At 66.9% G+C, this 14,195-nt stretch carries 17 protein-coding genes; 3 read left to right on the forward strand and 14 right to left on the reverse strand.

The genetic code is table 11. From position 1 onward, the window contains the following. Nucleotides 1–14: 14 nt before the first annotated feature. The 3 genes from BST42_RS25445 to BST42_RS25455 all read right to left on the reverse strand — a co-directional run bounded on the left by BST42_RS25445 (nucleotide 15) and on the right by BST42_RS25455 (nucleotide 2,427). Entirely contained in the window at nucleotides 15–605 is a 591-nt protein-coding gene (locus BST42_RS25445; protein ID WP_308207548.1) for a VldE C-terminal domain-containing protein, read from the reverse strand. Between the two features lie 130 nt (nucleotides 606–735). Continuing rightward, nucleotides 736–1,770 carry a zinc-binding dehydrogenase gene (locus BST42_RS25450; protein ID WP_083122349.1) on the reverse strand — a complete coding sequence of 345 codons (1,035 nt, stop codon included), beginning with the start codon at nucleotides 1,768–1,770 and terminating at the stop codon, nucleotides 736–738. 78 nt (nucleotides 1,771–1,848) lie between these two features. Then, the gene (locus BST42_RS25455) at nucleotides 1,849–2,427 is read right to left on the reverse strand and encodes an HD domain-containing protein (RefSeq protein WP_083122352.1); all 579 of its coding nucleotides are present in this window, start codon (nucleotides 2,425–2,427) and stop codon (nucleotides 1,849–1,851) included. A gap of 230 nt (nucleotides 2,428–2,657) precedes the next feature. On the opposite strand from BST42_RS25455, the gene BST42_RS25460 reads away from it, so the two are divergent. Together BST42_RS25460 and BST42_RS25465 are read left to right on the forward strand one after the other, a co-directional pair. Continuing rightward, entirely contained in the window at nucleotides 2,658–3,176 is a 519-nt protein-coding gene (locus BST42_RS25460; protein WP_083122356.1) for a hypothetical protein, read from the forward strand. Between the two features lie 45 nt (nucleotides 3,177–3,221). Then, nucleotides 3,222–3,689: an OsmC family protein gene (locus BST42_RS25465; RefSeq protein WP_083122360.1), complete on the forward strand. Its 468-nt coding sequence runs from the start codon at nucleotides 3,222–3,224 to the stop codon at nucleotides 3,687–3,689. On the opposite strand, the gene BST42_RS25470 is transcribed toward BST42_RS25465, so the two are convergent. The 11 genes from BST42_RS25470 to alr form a co-directional block, all read right to left on the reverse strand. Next, nucleotides 3,686–4,048 carry an Rv1352/Rv1906c domain-containing protein gene (locus BST42_RS25470; RefSeq protein WP_083122363.1) on the reverse strand — a complete coding sequence of 121 codons (363 nt, stop codon included), beginning with the start codon at nucleotides 4,046–4,048 and terminating at the stop codon, nucleotides 3,686–3,688. The two genes, BST42_RS25465 and BST42_RS25470, sit on opposite strands and share 4 nt — an antisense overlap. 260 nt (nucleotides 4,049–4,308) lie before the next feature. Next, nucleotides 4,309–4,776, reverse strand: coding sequence for a cupin domain-containing protein (locus BST42_RS25475; protein ID WP_083122366.1), 468 nt, complete (start codon nucleotides 4,774–4,776; stop codon nucleotides 4,309–4,311). 193 nt (nucleotides 4,777–4,969) lie between these two features. Next, nucleotides 4,970–6,595, reverse strand: coding sequence for a chaperonin GroEL (gene groL, locus BST42_RS25480; protein WP_083122369.1), 1,626 nt, complete (start codon nucleotides 6,593–6,595; stop codon nucleotides 4,970–4,972). An 84-nt stretch (nucleotides 6,596–6,679) separates the two neighbouring features. Then, nucleotides 6,680–6,982 carry a co-chaperone GroES gene (gene groES, locus BST42_RS25485; RefSeq protein WP_036346100.1) on the reverse strand — a complete coding sequence of 101 codons (303 nt, stop codon included), beginning with the start codon at nucleotides 6,980–6,982 and terminating at the stop codon, nucleotides 6,680–6,682. 184 nt (nucleotides 6,983–7,166) lie between these two features. After that, nucleotides 7,167–8,186, reverse strand: a complete 1,020-nt coding sequence (locus BST42_RS25490; RefSeq protein ID WP_083122373.1) for an alpha/beta fold hydrolase — start codon at nucleotides 8,184–8,186, stop codon at nucleotides 7,167–7,169. A 16-nt stretch (nucleotides 8,187–8,202) separates the two neighbouring features. Next, on the reverse strand, nucleotides 8,203–9,225 hold the full coding sequence (gene tsaD, locus BST42_RS25495; RefSeq protein ID WP_083122377.1) for a tRNA (adenosine(37)-N6)-threonylcarbamoyltransferase complex transferase subunit TsaD: 1,023 nt from the start codon (nucleotides 9,223–9,225) through the stop codon (nucleotides 8,203–8,205). Between the two features lie 28 nt (nucleotides 9,226–9,253). Then, the gene (rimI, locus tag BST42_RS25500; RefSeq protein ID WP_083122381.1) at nucleotides 9,254–9,715 is read right to left on the reverse strand and encodes a ribosomal protein S18-alanine N-acetyltransferase; all 462 of its coding nucleotides are present in this window, start codon (nucleotides 9,713–9,715) and stop codon (nucleotides 9,254–9,256) included. Further along, a complete protein-coding gene (gene tsaB / locus BST42_RS25505) occupies nucleotides 9,712–10,356 on the reverse strand; it encodes a tRNA (adenosine(37)-N6)-threonylcarbamoyltransferase complex dimerization subunit type 1 TsaB (RefSeq protein ID WP_083122430.1) in 645 nt (214 codons plus the stop codon). Before tsaB ends, rimI begins: the two co-directional genes overlap by 4 nt. Next, nucleotides 10,353–10,826 (reverse strand): tRNA (adenosine(37)-N6)-threonylcarbamoyltransferase complex ATPase subunit type 1 TsaE, encoded by a 474-nt coding sequence (tsaE, locus tag BST42_RS25510; RefSeq protein ID WP_083122384.1) that lies wholly within the window; start codon nucleotides 10,824–10,826, stop codon nucleotides 10,353–10,355. Before tsaE ends, tsaB begins: the two co-directional genes overlap by 4 nt. After that, nucleotides 10,819–12,018, reverse strand: coding sequence for an alpha/beta fold hydrolase (locus BST42_RS25515; protein WP_083122388.1), 1,200 nt, complete (start codon nucleotides 12,016–12,018; stop codon nucleotides 10,819–10,821). The genes tsaE and BST42_RS25515 overlap by 8 nt, the downstream gene beginning before the upstream one ends. Beyond that, a complete protein-coding gene (gene alr / locus BST42_RS25520; protein ID WP_110918775.1) occupies nucleotides 12,008–13,189 on the reverse strand; it encodes an alanine racemase in 1,182 nt (393 codons plus the stop codon). Before alr ends, BST42_RS25515 begins: the two co-directional genes overlap by 11 nt. A 101-nt stretch (nucleotides 13,190–13,290) precedes the next feature. On the opposite strand from alr, the gene BST42_RS25525 reads away from it, so the two are divergent. After that, nucleotides 13,291–14,106 carry a GntR family transcriptional regulator gene (locus BST42_RS25525; RefSeq protein WP_083122395.1) on the forward strand — a complete coding sequence of 272 codons (816 nt, stop codon included), beginning with the start codon at nucleotides 13,291–13,293 and terminating at the stop codon, nucleotides 14,104–14,106. Nucleotides 14,107–14,195 lie beyond the last annotated feature (89 nt).

Raw genomic sequence — 14,195 nt, forward strand, 5'->3', positions numbered from 1 at the left:
GCGGTACGCACCTGTTACGCCGGCTCTGATTGCATGGACCCGAGGAAATACGTCTCGCGCCCGGTCGGGTAGCCGCCGCCGTCGGTGGCGATGTGGACGTGATCGAAGTGGTTGGCGGTTTCGTTGCCGTAGTCGGCGGTCCAGCTGGGCGCCCCGATCCCCGGGTAGAAGCCCTGGCGCCAGATCACGTGCAGCACACCCCAGCGCTTGGCGTTTGCCAGGGCGAAGCCGGCGATCTGGTTGCCGAGTTCGATGCCCTCCGGGGTGTGATAGTTCGGGATCATGACGTCAATGGCCAAGCCGTTGGGATGCCACTTCAAGGGATCCTGCCGGTAGCCTCCGATCGTCTTGATCTCCAGGAACATCACGCTGATCGCGCGAGCAACCCAGATCGTATGGATCTGCAGACCTTGCTCGGGTGCGATACCGCGCGGCAACGCCAACTGGAAATTGCCGCCGGCGACGGGTGCGCTGGCGGCCAGCAGCTCCGCTTCGGTGGGCGCAGCGATGTGCGGCAGGTCGGCCGCGGCCGCCGTCTGGGCGGCGGGCGAAACCGTCGGCGCCGCAACACAACACTTGGTTTCGGTGCTTTGGGCGTAGAACATGGCCCCGGCAACGGTCACCGAGGCCGCCACGGCCAGCCAGCGACCGCGAGCGCCGGCGAACACGTTGACCACGAGCAGCACTTTACTGTGGCGGGCGTCGCGATGGGGCAACCTTCGCGCAGCCGTTGCGTCAGGGCTTGATCAACACCTTCAGCGCCTCGCGGTCGGCCATCGCGCGGTACCCATCCGGCGTCTCGTCCAGGGCGATCGTCCGGTCGAAGACCCGGCCGGGTTCGATGACGCCCTCGAGGATGTCGGGCATGAGTTCTTCGATGTAGGCCCGCGCCGGCGCTGCCCCACCGGTGAGCGTGATGTTGCGCATCATGGTGTCGAATCCCAGTGGGACGTTGCGGTATTGGGAGACACCAAGTCTGCTGACCGCACCACCGGCCCGGACGGCGCCGAGGGCGGTGACGAGCGACTGTTCGGTGCCGACGCATTCGATGACGGCATGCGTGCCGTCGCCACCGGTCAGCTCCCGGATCTTGTCCACGGCTTCGTCACCGCGTTCGGCCACGACATCGGTGGCGCCGAACTCGCGGCCGAGATCGGTCCGGTTGGTGTGACGGCCGTTGAGGATGATCTGCTCGGCGCCCAGGCGCTTGGCGGCCAGCACCGCGCAGAGGCCGACCGCACCGTCGCCGATCACGGTCACCGATGATCCGGGCCGAACACGAGCGGTGACCACGCCGTGGTGGCCGGTGCAGAACACATCGGACAGCGTCAGCAGCGACGGCATCAGGGCTGAGTCTTCGGCGACGGGAAGCTTCACCAGCGTGCCTTGCGCCTGCGGAACGCGCACCGCCTCGCCCTGCCCGGCGTCGACCCCGCGAGCGCCCCAGCCACCGCCGTGGCGACACGACGTCTGCAAGCCCTCGCGGCAGAAGTCGCAGGTGTTGTCCGCCCAGACGAACGGCGCGACGACCAGATCACCGCGCTGGAGACCCCCGACGTCTGCGCCGACGTCCTCGACGATGCCGATGAATTCGTGGCCCATCCGGCGGCCGCCGTCCTTGTGCGGCATGGATTGGTACGGCCACAGGTCGCTGCCGCAGATGCACGAGCGGGTGACCCGCACGATGGCGTCGGTGGGATCTTTCAGGACAGGGTCCGGTACATCCTCGACGCGGACGTCGCCTGCCTCGTACATCAGGGTTGCGCGCATGGTTCGACAGTAGATCGCCGGTGATCACCCCCGCCCGGCGCGTCCTCGGTCATGACCTCGAGCCGTTGTGCCGCAGGTCTAGTGATCGAGCGGATTCGCCCTGATCCGCGCCGCCCCATTACTCGCGACAGCCGCCGCTGCGGCCCCGTCCGGTTTGCGCCTGGCCTGATCTTCGAAACAGGCCAGGAACTCTTCGCCGAAGCCCAGCCGCGGGTATTGCTCGAGAACGTCCGCTCGGGCCTCCGGCGCGAACTCCTCGGGCCGTCGTCCCGCGACATCCCACGCGGTCGCGACCTGCAGGAGATGAGACTCCGGATCGACCGCTGCGGGGACGTCGTCGCGCATGTGCAACACGATGATCTCCTCGGCCCGGGCTGCCCGATCGGCCGGCCAGCCGGCCGCCGCCCCGAAGAGCCACGCCAGCTCGCCGCCGGCCTCCTCGAAAGCCACGCGGTGACTGTCGAAGGGGTCGGTGAGGGCCAGGTCGTGCAGCATCGCCGAGACGAAGTAGAGCTCATCGTCGAAGGTGATGTCATGCGCGACGGCATATTTCACGCCCCACAGGTATGACCGTGCGCAATGGTTGAACAACGCAGGCGTGTAGAAGCGGGTCGCCACCGAAGCTGCGGCAGTGGCCGCCGTTGTCGAGGGGAACATGACCCCCGATTGTCCCCGCCGCCCGCCTACCGCGGAAGAGGCGAACGGCTGGCGATCCCATTCTCACTGGACGAACTGCGGGCCGGGCCGAAGTTCGCCTCTGCGGGCCTACTGGTCGGCGGTAGCGACCAGCGGTCGGTTCGGACCGCCGAGAGCACGCCGCGGCCGCCGTGCCGTAACTGTTGCTCGCCATCCGCCGACATACTGTTCAGCCGCGTAAAGGAGCGCCCATGCTGACCAATTGCCACCGTGCCGTCGCCGGCGTCGGCGTGGCTCTCGCCGCCCTGACCACGACCGGCATTCCGGCGCACGCTGACCCGTTGCCCGAATTCTGCGTACCGGCCGGCGTCGTCGACAACGTGTGCACCGCGCGGCTGACGTCCGTTACCGCAGATGTGGTCAACGGCACCATCACCGGCGCGCCGGTCGGTGGCGGTGCGGCGATAACGCTTGCCGGACAAGGTGATGCGTATCTGAAGTCGACAGGCTTCGGCGATGCAGCACCGAAGCCCGTCCAACAATGGGACGAAACCATCGACAGCGTCAGCCAGCTCAGCGTCGACCAGTTCGATCCCAATTGGTACGCCAACGCGAAGACGCGAGTGTTCATGCCCAGGACGCTGAATGACCTTGCTACGCAGTTCCCGCCGAACATGCTGCTGGTCCGCTTCACCCCTGACGACGCCCAGCCGGGCGCATTCCGCCTGGTGTCTATTCAGCCGACACCGCCGGGCAATTCGATCAGTTGAGTCTGCCCGGCACCGCCCGTGCGGTGATGGTGTTCGATTGCAAGCATGACGGCACTGAACAACACCAATGACGACGCGGCCTCATCCGAGGGCACCGTGACGGTGACGGAAACGGGCACCGGCACCTACACACAGAAGATCACCGCCGGTGAGCATCAGCTGTTCGCAGACGAACCGCTGCCGATCGGCGACGATGCCGGACCGACGCCCTACGACTTGTTGTTGGCGGGCCTGGGGGCATGCACGTCGATGACGGTGCGGATGTACGCCAACAAGAAGGGCTGGCCGCTCGATCGGGTGGAGGTATCCCTGCGGCACAAGCGAATTCACGCCGAGGACTGCGCCAAATGCGAAACCACGAAGGGCTGGGTCAGCCACATCGATCGGACCATCACCTTGGTCGGCGATCTCGACGACACCCAGCGCGAACGACTACTGATGATCGCCGAACGTTGTCCGGTGCATCAGACGCTGACCTCCGAAGTCGACATCGCGACCTCGCTCGCGGTCTAGGTCACCCGAGTCCATGGCTCGCAGTTGTGTGACTCGAAGGCCTTCACCGTCGTATTGATCGCCACGTTCATCGGACCGATGGACATATTCGTCGCGACGACATGATCCTTGTTGGTGTCCGGCGTGCTGTAGGTGAACCACACGCACATCGAGTCCTGTGTCGGTACGTCGTTGATGTAGATCGCCCAGGACGACGCCGACCCGCTGGTGTTGTAGACGCCAGGTGCAATGTCAGGACCGACGAGGAAGAAGCCCTCACCCGGGATCGGGTCCAACGGATCAGCATTGGCCGGCGCGGCACCCGCGATGGCGGCCGCAGTAACGAACATCAAAGCCCAGGGCAGAACCGTTCGGCACATCGTTCCTCCTTCGACTGAGATCTGCGGCGAAGCGCACGATCAGTGCACGGGCTCGGTGCCGCTACCGATCTCAACAATTCCGCTGTCCGTCGAATAGAGACCGATCACTCTCGTGGCGTCGAGCAGCGACGTTTGTGGTGTCCCGCTTGCCAGGCGAACTACTTAGTGCGCGCGCCCGTGATGACCGTGGCCGGCATGCTTCTCGGTGGTGCCGAATTGCAGCCCCGGTATTGCCCGAAGAGTCGGAGGTAGGAGCACGATCAGCGCGGGGGGCCCAGAATGATCTGCCCGAACTTGTCGGCCCCCTCTGCCATCCGCGCGGGTGATATTTCGAAACCATCCGGTCGCGGAGTAGCCCTATCCCGACCGGCGTAGCGGAACATACCTTCGATTCCGGCGGGAGTGTTGATCATGAGCAGGTCCGCCTTCTTGGAGGTGATGCGGTACGCGTGTGGAATATTCTTGGGCAGGAAGACGATTCCGCCCTCGGCGAGCTCCATCTCCTGGTCGTCACACCAGAGCAACGCGGTCCCCTTGATGAGCATGAATACCTCGTCCTCACGCGTGTGCTGGTGATACGGGGGTGCCTCACCTTCGCTGACGTCGAACCGTCCAACCATTAACTGACCATTAGTGGCCTTGCCGTCAAGCAGGATTGCCAGTGTGCCGCCATCGAGCCATTCCAGCTGTTGCTGCTGGTTCGGTTGGGCCAGGTACGCCATGCTCATGCGTCATCCCCTTGGATTATCGGCGTAAGCAGCCAAGCACGCCGCTAGCGGTCATTCGGGCGACGTCGACGTCAGCTATTGCTGAGTATGCACCTTATCGCAGTGCCGAGCGGGGCATATCCGGCCAGACCGCCAAAACAACGAAAACACCCCCGGCCCAACAGGACCGGGGGTGTTTCGTACCTACGAACTATTAGTGCGCGTGCCCGTGGCCATGACCGTGGCCGGCGTGCTCGTCGACCTCGACCGGCTTGTCCACAATCGCGGTCTCGGTGGTGAGCACCATGCGGGCCACCGACGCGGCATTGAGCACCGCGGAGCGGGTCACCTTCACCGGGTCGATCACACCGTCGGCGATCAGGTCGCCATAGGTCAGCGTCGCCGCGTTGAAGCCGTGCCCGACGGGCAGTTCACTGACCTTGCTGACCACGACGGCCCCGTCGAGACCGGCGTTGGTGGCGATCCAGAACAGCGGAGCCGACAGCGACGAGGCGAACACCTCGACGCCCAGCGCCTCGTCCCCGGACACCTCGGCGCGCAGCGCATCGAGCGCCTTGTTGGCCTGAACCAGAGCACTGCCACCACCGGCGACGATGCCCTCCTCGACCGCGGCCTTGGCCGCCGACACGGCATCCTCGACCCGGTGCTTGCGCTCCTTGAGCGCGGTCTCGGTAGCCGCACCGACCTTGATCACCGCGACGCCGCCGGCCAGCTTCGCCAGCCGTTCCTGCAGCTTCTCGCGGTCCCAGTCGGAATCGCTCGCCTCGATCTCGCTCTTGAGCTGCTTGACGCGGCCGGCGATCGCGTCGGCGGAACCGCCACCGTCGACGATCACGGTGTCGTCCTTGCTGACCACCACGCGGCGCGCGGAGCCGAGCACCTCGAGGCCAGCCTCACGCAACAGCAGGCCGACGTCCGGGTTCACCACCTGACCACCGGTCACGATCGCCAAGTCCTCGAGGAAGGCCTTGCGGCGATCACCGAAGAACGGCGCCTTGACCGCAACGGCCTTGAGCGTCTTGCGAATCGCGTTGACGACCAACGTCGACAACGCCTCTCCCTCGACGTCCTCGGCGACGATCAGCAGCGGCTTGCCGGCTTGCGCGACCTTCTCCAGCAGCGGCAGCAGGTCGGGCAGCGAGCTGATCTTGTCGCGGTGCAGAAGCACCAGCGCGTCCTCGAGAACGGCTTCCTGCGAATCGAAATCGGTGACGAAATAGGCCGAGATGAAGCCCTTGTCGAAGCCGACACCGTCGGTGATCTCCAGCTCGGTGTTCATCGTCGAGGACTCCTCGACGCTGACGACACCGTCGGCGCCGACCTTGGTCATGGCCTCGCCGACCAGTTCCCCGACTTCCTCGTCGCGCGAGGACACGGTGGCGACCTGGCCGATGGAGACCTTGTCCGACACCGGCTTGGCCGCGGCCAGCAGCGCCTCGGACACGGCGTCGGCCGCGCGGCCGATACCCGAGCCCAGCGCCATCGGATTGGCACCCGCCGCCACGTTGCGCAGGCCGTTCTTGATGATGGCCTGCGCCAGCACGGTGGCCGTGGTGGTGCCGTCACCGGCGACGTCGTTGGTCTTGGTGGCCACCGACTTCACCAGCTGCGCGCCGAGATTCTGGAACGGATCTTCCAGCTCGATCTCCCGCGCGATGGTCACGCCGTCGTTGGTGACCGTCGGGCCGCCGAACGACTTGGCGAGCACGACGTGGCGACCGCGCGGACCCAGGGTCACCTTGACGGCGTCGGCGAGCTTGTCCACGCCGACCTCCATGGCCCGGCGCGCAGTCTCGTTGAACTCAATCTGCTTGCTCATATGTCAGTCCTGATTTCGCTTAAGCGCGTTCCGCCCCGGACACCACCCGCATGACGCGGGGATCTCCGGGGCGGTTCACGGTTGCTACTTGTTGACGACCGCCAGTACGTCGCGGGCCGACAGGATCAGGTACTCCTCGCCGTTGTACTTGATCTCGGTGCCGCCGTACTTGCTGTAGATGACAGTGTCGCCCTCGGCGACGTCCAGCGGAATCCGCTTCTCGCCGTCCTCGTCCCAGCGGCCGGGGCCGACGGCAACGACAGTGCCTTCTTGCGGCTTCTCCTTGGCGGTGTCCGGGATGACCAGACCCGACGCGGTGGTCGTCTCGGCCTCATTGGCCTGTACGAGGATCTTGTCCTCGAGTGGCTTGATGTTCACGGCCACGATGGAGTCCTCCACTTAGTTAACTTGTTGCCGGGGCGAGTGCGCCCGGACCAGTCGGAATTACGAGGTGTTCGGCATACGTCCGTGTCCTCGCGTCGTCGTCGCGGGTGCCGACGCAGGGGTGTTGTCCGTAAGCCACCTAGCACTCTATACATGCGAGTGCTAGCACTCAAGGGTGGCATGCTGCCTATTCGCCCAGAGCGGACGCCGCAGGTCGGTCAGCCAGCTCGTGACGGACGCGTAAGTCGCCAAAAAATGCGATGACCAGGGCGTTGAACAGATCGGCACGCTCCCACTGCAGGAAGTGGCCGGCGCCCGGCAACACGACGGGTCCGGTGCGGTCGGTGAACGCGACTTCGCAGAAGTGCACGAACTCCGGGCCGACGACGTGGTCGTCCATGCCGTAGAGGATGAGCGTCGGCACGTCGACCTTGCGATCCATGATCGGCGGCTCGCTGACCGCGCGGCCATGCGCCAGCTGGTAGACGGCCCACCCGGCCCGCAGCCGATCCTCGCTGCTGAACGGCTCGGTCATGAAGTCGACGTCGTGCGTGCTGAACGTGCCCGGCGAGGCCCACAGCCGGTGGCCGTACATCTCACCGATGTAGCGCCGGCGCTTGTCCACCGTGTCGAGTTCGGCGGCCAGTTCGTCCGGGGTGGCGCCCTGACGCCGGCGGTAGTCGCCGGTGGGGCCGTCACTCAGGATGCTCATCGGATCCAGGCCCGCCGCGACATAGTCGTCGAACACCAACGGCGGCACGGTGTCGAAGAACACCAGCTTGTCGACGAAGCCGGGATAGCGGTGCAGCAGATCAACCGCGACCACCCCACCGACGTCGCCGCCGACCACCCCGCAGCGTTCGTGACCCAGGACGTCATGCACCAGCAGGTAGACGTCTCTGCTGTAGGCCGCGATGTCGTACACGTCGTCTTGCGAGATGTCGGAGTCACCGTGCCCGCGCAGATCCGGCGCGATCACCTCGTAGCCGGCCGAGGCGAGCGCGGCGATGTTGCGCCACCAGATGCGTTTGGTCTCGGGGTAGCCGTGGAGGAGAAGCAGCGGATAACCACCGATACCTTCACGAACGTAGGCCAGCGACAGCCCGTCGCGGCCTGGACTCGGCGGCACCTCGGCGCGGTGGATCGTGAACGCGTCGGGTTCCGGGGCGGCGGGTTGTCCCGGCCGCAGCCGAATGTCGTAGTGCATCAGCGGCCGGCTCGGCTCACGCCACCTGGCCGTTCAGCACCGGCAGACCGGGGTCGCTGCGCGCATCCAGCGGCGACGGCGCCGCACCGGCGGCGATCAGGTGGGCGGCAAACGAGGCGATCATCGCCCCATTGTCGGTGCACAACCGCGGTCGGGGCACCCGAAGCGTCAAACCGGCTTCCGCACAACGTTCTTCGGCCAGCTCGCGTAGCCGCGAGTTGGCTGCTACTCCGCCGGCGATCAGCAGTGTCGACACGCCGAGCTGGGTAGCGGCGCGTACCGCCTTGGCGGTGAGCACATCGGCGACGGCTTCCTGGAATCCGGCGGCGACGTCGGCGGTCGGCGCGCCGGGATTGTTTTCGACGTAGCGGGCGACGGCGGTCTTGAGCCCGGAGAACGAGAACGCGAACGGCTCGTCACGGGGACCGGTCATGCCGCGCGGGAAGACGATGGCGGTGCGATCCCCGGTGCGCGCCAGCTCGTCCAGCGGGCGCCCGCCCGGATAGCCCAGACCGAGCAGCCGAGCAACCTTGTCGTAGGCCTCCCCCGCCGCATCGTCGACGGTGCTGCCCAGCTCGACGATCGGCTCACCGAGCGAGCGCACGTGCAGGAGATGGGTGTGCCCACCGGATACCAGCAGCCCAACGCATTCCGGCAGCGGGCCGTGGTCGTAGACGTCGGCGGCGAGATGGCCGCCGAGGTGGTTCACGGCGTAGAACGGCACACCCCACGCGGCGGCGTAGGCCTTCGCGGCGGCCACCCCGACCAACAGCGCACCGGCCAGCCCGGGCCCGATGGTGGCCGCGACGACGTCGGGCTTGTCGATGCCGGCGGTCTGCATGGCCCGGCGCATGGTGGGCCCGAGTGCTTCGAGGTGGGCCCGGGACGCGATCTCGGGGACGACTCCGCCGAACCGGGCGTGCTCGTCGACACTGGAGGCCACCTCGTCCGCCAGCAGCGTGACGGTGCCGTCGTCGTCGAGCCGGGCGATGCCGACTCCTGTTTCGTCACAGGAGCTTTCGATCGCCAAGATTTTCATCGGCGGGCAGGAGCGAAGCGACTCGGGGTTAGTCATGATGCGGATCCCGTCGCATGGTGTAGGCGTCGGCACCGCTGACCCGGTAGTAGCGCTTGCGCACTCCGACCTTTGTGAAGCCGAGGCTGGTGTACAGCGCGATCGCCGGCTCGTTGTCGGTGCGCACCTCCAGGAACACCGTCGATTCCGGGCCGACCTCGCTGAGTAGCTCTACCATCATCTGACGGCCGATCCCTTGACCCTGGTAGGCGGGATCGACTCCGACGGTGTGGATTTCGTACTCGAACGGCGGAATCCGGCCCAGCCGGGAGATGCCGGCGTATCCGACCAGCTTGTCGTCCACTCGGGCCGCGACGTACCGGTTGTGCGGCGCGGCCAGTTCACGAACGAACGCGAAATCCGGCCACGGATCGTCACCGTCGAAGAGCAGGTTCTCCAACTCGGCACAGCGTGCGGCGTCGGCCTTCTGCAGCGGGCCGTACTGGACGTTCATCGCGCAACCCCGCGTTCGGCGAGCGTCTTCGCGTCGGGGCGACGCAGATACAGCGGGATCAACGCCTCCGGCACGCCATCCCAATCTGCAACGGCAGCAACCAATCCCGTTGCAGTCGGGTACGCGGGCCCGATTACCGGCAGCCCGAAGAGCTCGGCGTGATCCGGCGACCCGGCCACACGTTCGGCGTCACCGACCGGCACATCAGCGGCCGCGGCGACGTCGGGACCGTCGATGCGGACCCCGTCGCGATACTGGGCCCAGTACACCTCCCGGCGGCGGGCATCGGTGACCACCAGGACCGCGCCGGCAGTCTGTGTGCCGATGCCGTCGAGGCTGCACACCCCGAACACCGGGCGATCCAGCGCATGCCCGTAGGCGGCGGCGGTCGCCATCCCGACCCGCAGACCGGTGAAAGGGCCTGGGCCGCAACCCACCACGACGGCGTCGAGATCGGACATGACCAGTCCGGCGTCCGACACCGCCGCGACCACGTTCGGGGTCAGCGTCTCGGCGTGGGCGCGCGCGTCGAGGGTGATCCGCTCCGCGGCCACTGTGGCGCTCCCGGAGCCGTCGCGCACCACCACCGCCGCGGTGACGGCCGGCGTCGCGGTGTCGATGACGAGGATGGTGCGAATCATCGGTGGTTCCACCGCCATGTCGCGGTGCGCATGTCGTTCTCGGCGCTGCGCTCGAGCCTGACGTCGAGATGATTCTCCGAGAGTCGTTCGGCCAGACCCTCACCCCATTCGACCACCACGACGGCGTCGTCGAGGTCGGCGTCGAGATCCAACGAATCGAGTTCGGCCAGCAGATCGGCACCGGTGTGTTCGAGGAGCCGATAGACATCGACATGCACGAGTTCAGGGGTTCCCGGCCGACGTGCCCGATGCACGCGGGCCAGTACGAATGTCGGCGAGGTCACCGGGCCCTCCACATCCATGCCCAGCGCAATTCCCTTGGTGAAAGCGGTCTTTCCCGCACCCAGCGGCCCCGACAGGACCACGACGTCCCCGGCCCGCAGCTGCCGGCCGAACTGTTCGCCGAGGGCGATGGTGTCCTCGACGGTAGGCAACTCACGGGTGCCGTCCTGCACCTTGGTGCTATCCACGGTTCCGGTCCTTGAGTCGTCGGGCGAACGCCACCAGCTTCGACGGGGTCGCACGCTCGACCAGGGCCACCAGCGCGTCGTTGATCAGCTCTGGCTGCTCAAGCTGCACGAGGTGTCCGGCACCGGCCACGATCAGCAGTTCACTGTTGGGCAGCACCGCTGCCATTTCCTCGGAATGCACCATCGGCGTGAGTACGTCGTGGTCTCCGCAGGCGATCAACGTCGGGATTCGGGCCAGCACGGGCAGCGCGGCGGTCTCGTCGTGGACTTCCAGGGCGTGCAGGAATTCCACCAGAGTCGCGATCGGTGTGTCGTGAATCATCTTCTCGGAGAATGCGACAACGCTCGGGCTCATATGCTCGTCGCCGTACGAGGCGGACCGCAGGATGGGGCGCAGCATCGAACGCGCCGCACCGCGGGTGCGGTGGACCAGTTTGGGCGCATACCGGGCGGCGAAGCGCACCGCCTCCAGCGCTGGGTTCTGCAGAATCTCGCCAAGCGGTGAGCGGGACAGCCCCTCGGCGGCCGACGAGATCAGCGCCGCACCGACGATGCGGCTGCCGTAGTGCTTGGGAAACTGGCGGGCGTGCGACAGCACGGTCATGCCGCCCATCGAGTGCCCGACGAGTACCACCGGGCCGCGCGGAACCATCACCTGGAGAATGGTTTCCAGGTCCTTGCCGAGTTGATCCACCGTGTAGGTGTCGACCGGCGCCGCGCTGGACTGGCCGTGGCCGCGCTGGTCGTAGAACACCATCCGGACCTGATCGCCCCACCGGGACGCCAGTGCGGCGCGCTGGAAATGGAACGATCCCATCTGCAAGCAGAATCCGTGCGCGAACACCACGGTCAAGGGGGCGGCGGTGGGTCCGACCTCGCGCACCACCAGCGGGATGCCGTCCGGAGTGGTCACCACACAACCGCGGTCGGCGTCGAGCAGCCCGAAATCCTCGCGCTGATAAACGTCTTCGACAACGGACCGCTGCCCGAACGAACGGGCTGCCGAAACGCCGGCGACCGTGCCGACGGCGCCAAGGCCGGCTACGCCGGCCAGCAGACCGGCGCGCTTGCCGACACCGAACCCCGGACGGTCTGCCTTGCGCGCCAGCCGCTCGGCACTCTTCTCGGCGCGCCGGGCCAGCCGCTGATCGATGCTGCGCGGCTTGGGACTCTTCTCCTCGTCACTGCCCATCGACGCCGGACTCCCGGTACGTGCGCACCACGCGTCCGCGCGGGCTGGTGACCACCTCGTAGTGGATGGTGCCGAGCAGGTCGGCCCAGTCCTGGGCGGTCTGTTCACCGGATGTGCCCGGTCCGAACAGGATCGCCTCGTCCCCGGCGACGGCTCCGGGATCGCCGGGACCGAGATCGACGACGAACTGGTCCATGCAGACCCGCCCGACGCTGCGGCGCAGCCGACCGTTGATCAGGATGTCGATGCGGCCGCCGAGTGTGCGATACAGCCCGTCGGCGTAACCGATGGGCAGCAACGCCAGATTCGTGTCCCGCTCCGCGATCCAGGTGTGGCCGTACGACACACCGTCGCCGGCTTTGACCGGCTTGACCATTGCAACAGTGCATCGAAGCGTCATCGCCGGGCGCAGGCCCATGTCGCCGCGCTCCGGGATGGGGCTCAGACCGTACACCGCGATCCCGGGCCGGACCATGTCGAAACCCAGGTCCGGTCGGGTCATCGCGGACGGCGAGTTGGATAAGTGGGCCACATCGAATTCGATTCCACGCGAACGCGCTTCGGCGATCATCTCGGTAAAGCGCTGTGCCTGAAGGTCGTTGAGCGGGTCGTCGGGGACATCGCCGTTGGCGAGATGGGACATGATGCCCCGCAGCCGGATCGCGTCGGCGGCCGCAGCGCGCTGAAGTTCGGCCAGCAGCGCGGGATAGTCGGCGGCGCTGACCCCGTTGCGGTTCAGTCCGGTGTCGACCTTGACGGTGACCTCTGCCGTGCGCCCGGTGCGTTCCACGGCGTCGAGCACCGCATCCACCTGATGCATTGACGACACCGCGACTCCGACGTCGGCGGTCAGCGCCGGGGCGAAGTCGGTGCCCGGCGGGTGCAGCCACGCCAGAACCGGCGCCGTAATGCCACCCTGGCGCAGCGTCAGCGCCTCGTCGATCGTGGCCACTCCGAGCTCGGCGGCACCAGCGTCCACCGCCGCACGGCCGGCCGCAACAGCACCGTGGCCATAGGCGTCGGCTTTGACGACGGCCATCACCTGGGCGGAGCCCGCATGCTCGCGCAGAACGCGCACATTGTGGGCGATCGCCCCCAGATCGACGATCGCCTCGGCGCCGGGGCGCCAAACCTGGGTGTGCGTCGACGGGGTCAACGAAGTCGTGTGCATGGTCTCCTCACCGTCGCCAATTGTCCCAGAAACCGACACGGGAGCCCGCATAGGGCGCTGACCTGTCATTTCGTGCCGGTACGAGCGGTAGAGTCGGCCCAATGCGGGTGCTGTCGATGGACGACGCCGTCCTGGCCGGACGTCCCGACCTGAGCGGGCCGTCCGAGCAGCCGGCCCACGCCCGGATCGCCACCTGGCTGGAGAAACTGATCGTGTCCGGCGCGCTGGCGCCCGGCGACAAGTTGCCTGCCGAGGTCGAGATCGCCGGCGCTCTCGGCGTGAGCCGGATGACGCTGCGCCAGGCACTGGCTGCCATCGAAGCCAAGGGACTGATCCGACGCAGCCGGGGACGCTTCGGGGGCAACTTCGTCGAGACGCCGCGGCTGGAGTTCGACCACATCGGCCTGCCCGGGTTCACCGAGCAATTGCGCAGGCTGGATATGGCCGCAGGCGCACGGGTGATCGGCGCGGTGACCCGCCCGGCGACCGCCGTGGTGCGCCAGGCCCTGCGACTCAAGCGGGGCGCCCAGGTGCACAAGATCGTCCGGATGCGCTCGGCCAACAACACACCGGTGTTGATTGAGGAGACCTACCTTCCTGCCGCCCGGTTTCCCGGACTGCTGTCCGCCGATCTGACCGGCTCGATGTATGCACTGATGGCCGACGAGTTCGACACCCCGCTGCGTTCGGCGGACGAGCACATCGAGGCGGTGCCGGCCAGCGAGTCGTCCGCCGGGCTGCTGGGCGTGGCGATCGGCGACCCACTGCTTCTGGTGACGCGAACCGCATATGACCGCAACGATGTTCCGGTCGAATTCTCTTACGACTATTTCCGGTCCGACCGCACCCGGATCCGGGTCAAGTCCGGCGTCGATCGCGGACCCGACGCCGAAGTGGAGACCTCGCCCGCGTCCTGACGTCGCAGCGAATTTTTGATGCTCCTATTGGTGTCAAGCGGCTTTGAGCCAGGTTCTGTAGGTGTCTGCGAACTGGTCGTCTCGTTGTA

The organism is Mycolicibacterium rhodesiae (genome assembly GCF_002086695.1).
Classification (GTDB): Bacteria; Actinomycetota; Actinomycetes; order Mycobacteriales; family Mycobacteriaceae; genus Mycobacterium; species Mycobacterium rhodesiae.

Bases quoted from the DNA above. Each gene is read 5' to 3' on its own strand.
- BST42_RS25445 (WP_308207548.1), bottom strand. From the start codon at position 605: ATGTTCTACGCCCAAAGCACCGAAACCAAGTGTTGTGTTGCGGCGCCG.
- BST42_RS25450 (WP_083122349.1), bottom strand. From the start codon at position 1,770: ATGCGCGCAACCCTGATGTACGAGGCAGGCGACGTCCGCGTCGAGGAT.
- BST42_RS25455 (WP_083122352.1), bottom strand. From the start codon at position 2,427: ATGTTCCCCTCGACAACGGCGGCCACTGCCGCAGCTTCGGTGGCGACC.
- BST42_RS25460 (WP_083122356.1), top strand. From the start codon at position 2,658: ATGCTGACCAATTGCCACCGTGCCGTCGCCGGCGTCGGCGTGGCTCTC.
- BST42_RS25465 (WP_083122360.1), top strand. From the start codon at position 3,222: ATGACGGCACTGAACAACACCAATGACGACGCGGCCTCATCCGAGGGC.
- BST42_RS25470 (WP_083122363.1), bottom strand. From the start codon at position 4,048: ATGTGCCGAACGGTTCTGCCCTGGGCTTTGATGTTCGTTACTGCGGCC.
- BST42_RS25475 (WP_083122366.1), bottom strand. From the start codon at position 4,776: ATGAGCATGGCGTACCTGGCCCAACCGAACCAGCAGCAACAGCTGGAA.
- groL (WP_083122369.1), bottom strand. From the start codon at position 6,595: ATGAGCAAGCAGATTGAGTTCAACGAGACTGCGCGCCGGGCCATGGAG.
- BST42_RS25490 (WP_083122373.1), bottom strand. From the start codon at position 8,186: ATGCACTACGACATTCGGCTGCGGCCGGGACAACCCGCCGCCCCGGAA.
- tsaD (WP_083122377.1), bottom strand. From the start codon at position 9,225: ATGAAAATCTTGGCGATCGAAAGCTCCTGTGACGAAACAGGAGTCGGC.
- rimI (WP_083122381.1), bottom strand. From the start codon at position 9,715: ATGAACGTCCAGTACGGCCCGCTGCAGAAGGCCGACGCCGCACGCTGT.
- tsaB (WP_083122430.1), bottom strand. From the start codon at position 10,356: ATGATTCGCACCATCCTCGTCATCGACACCGCGACGCCGGCCGTCACC.
- BST42_RS25515 (WP_083122388.1), bottom strand. From the start codon at position 12,018: ATGGGCAGTGACGAGGAGAAGAGTCCCAAGCCGCGCAGCATCGATCAG.
- alr (WP_110918775.1), bottom strand. From the start codon at position 13,189: ATGCACACGACTTCGTTGACCCCGTCGACGCACACCCAGGTTTGGCGC.
- BST42_RS25525 (WP_083122395.1), top strand. From the start codon at position 13,291: ATGCGGGTGCTGTCGATGGACGACGCCGTCCTGGCCGGACGTCCCGAC.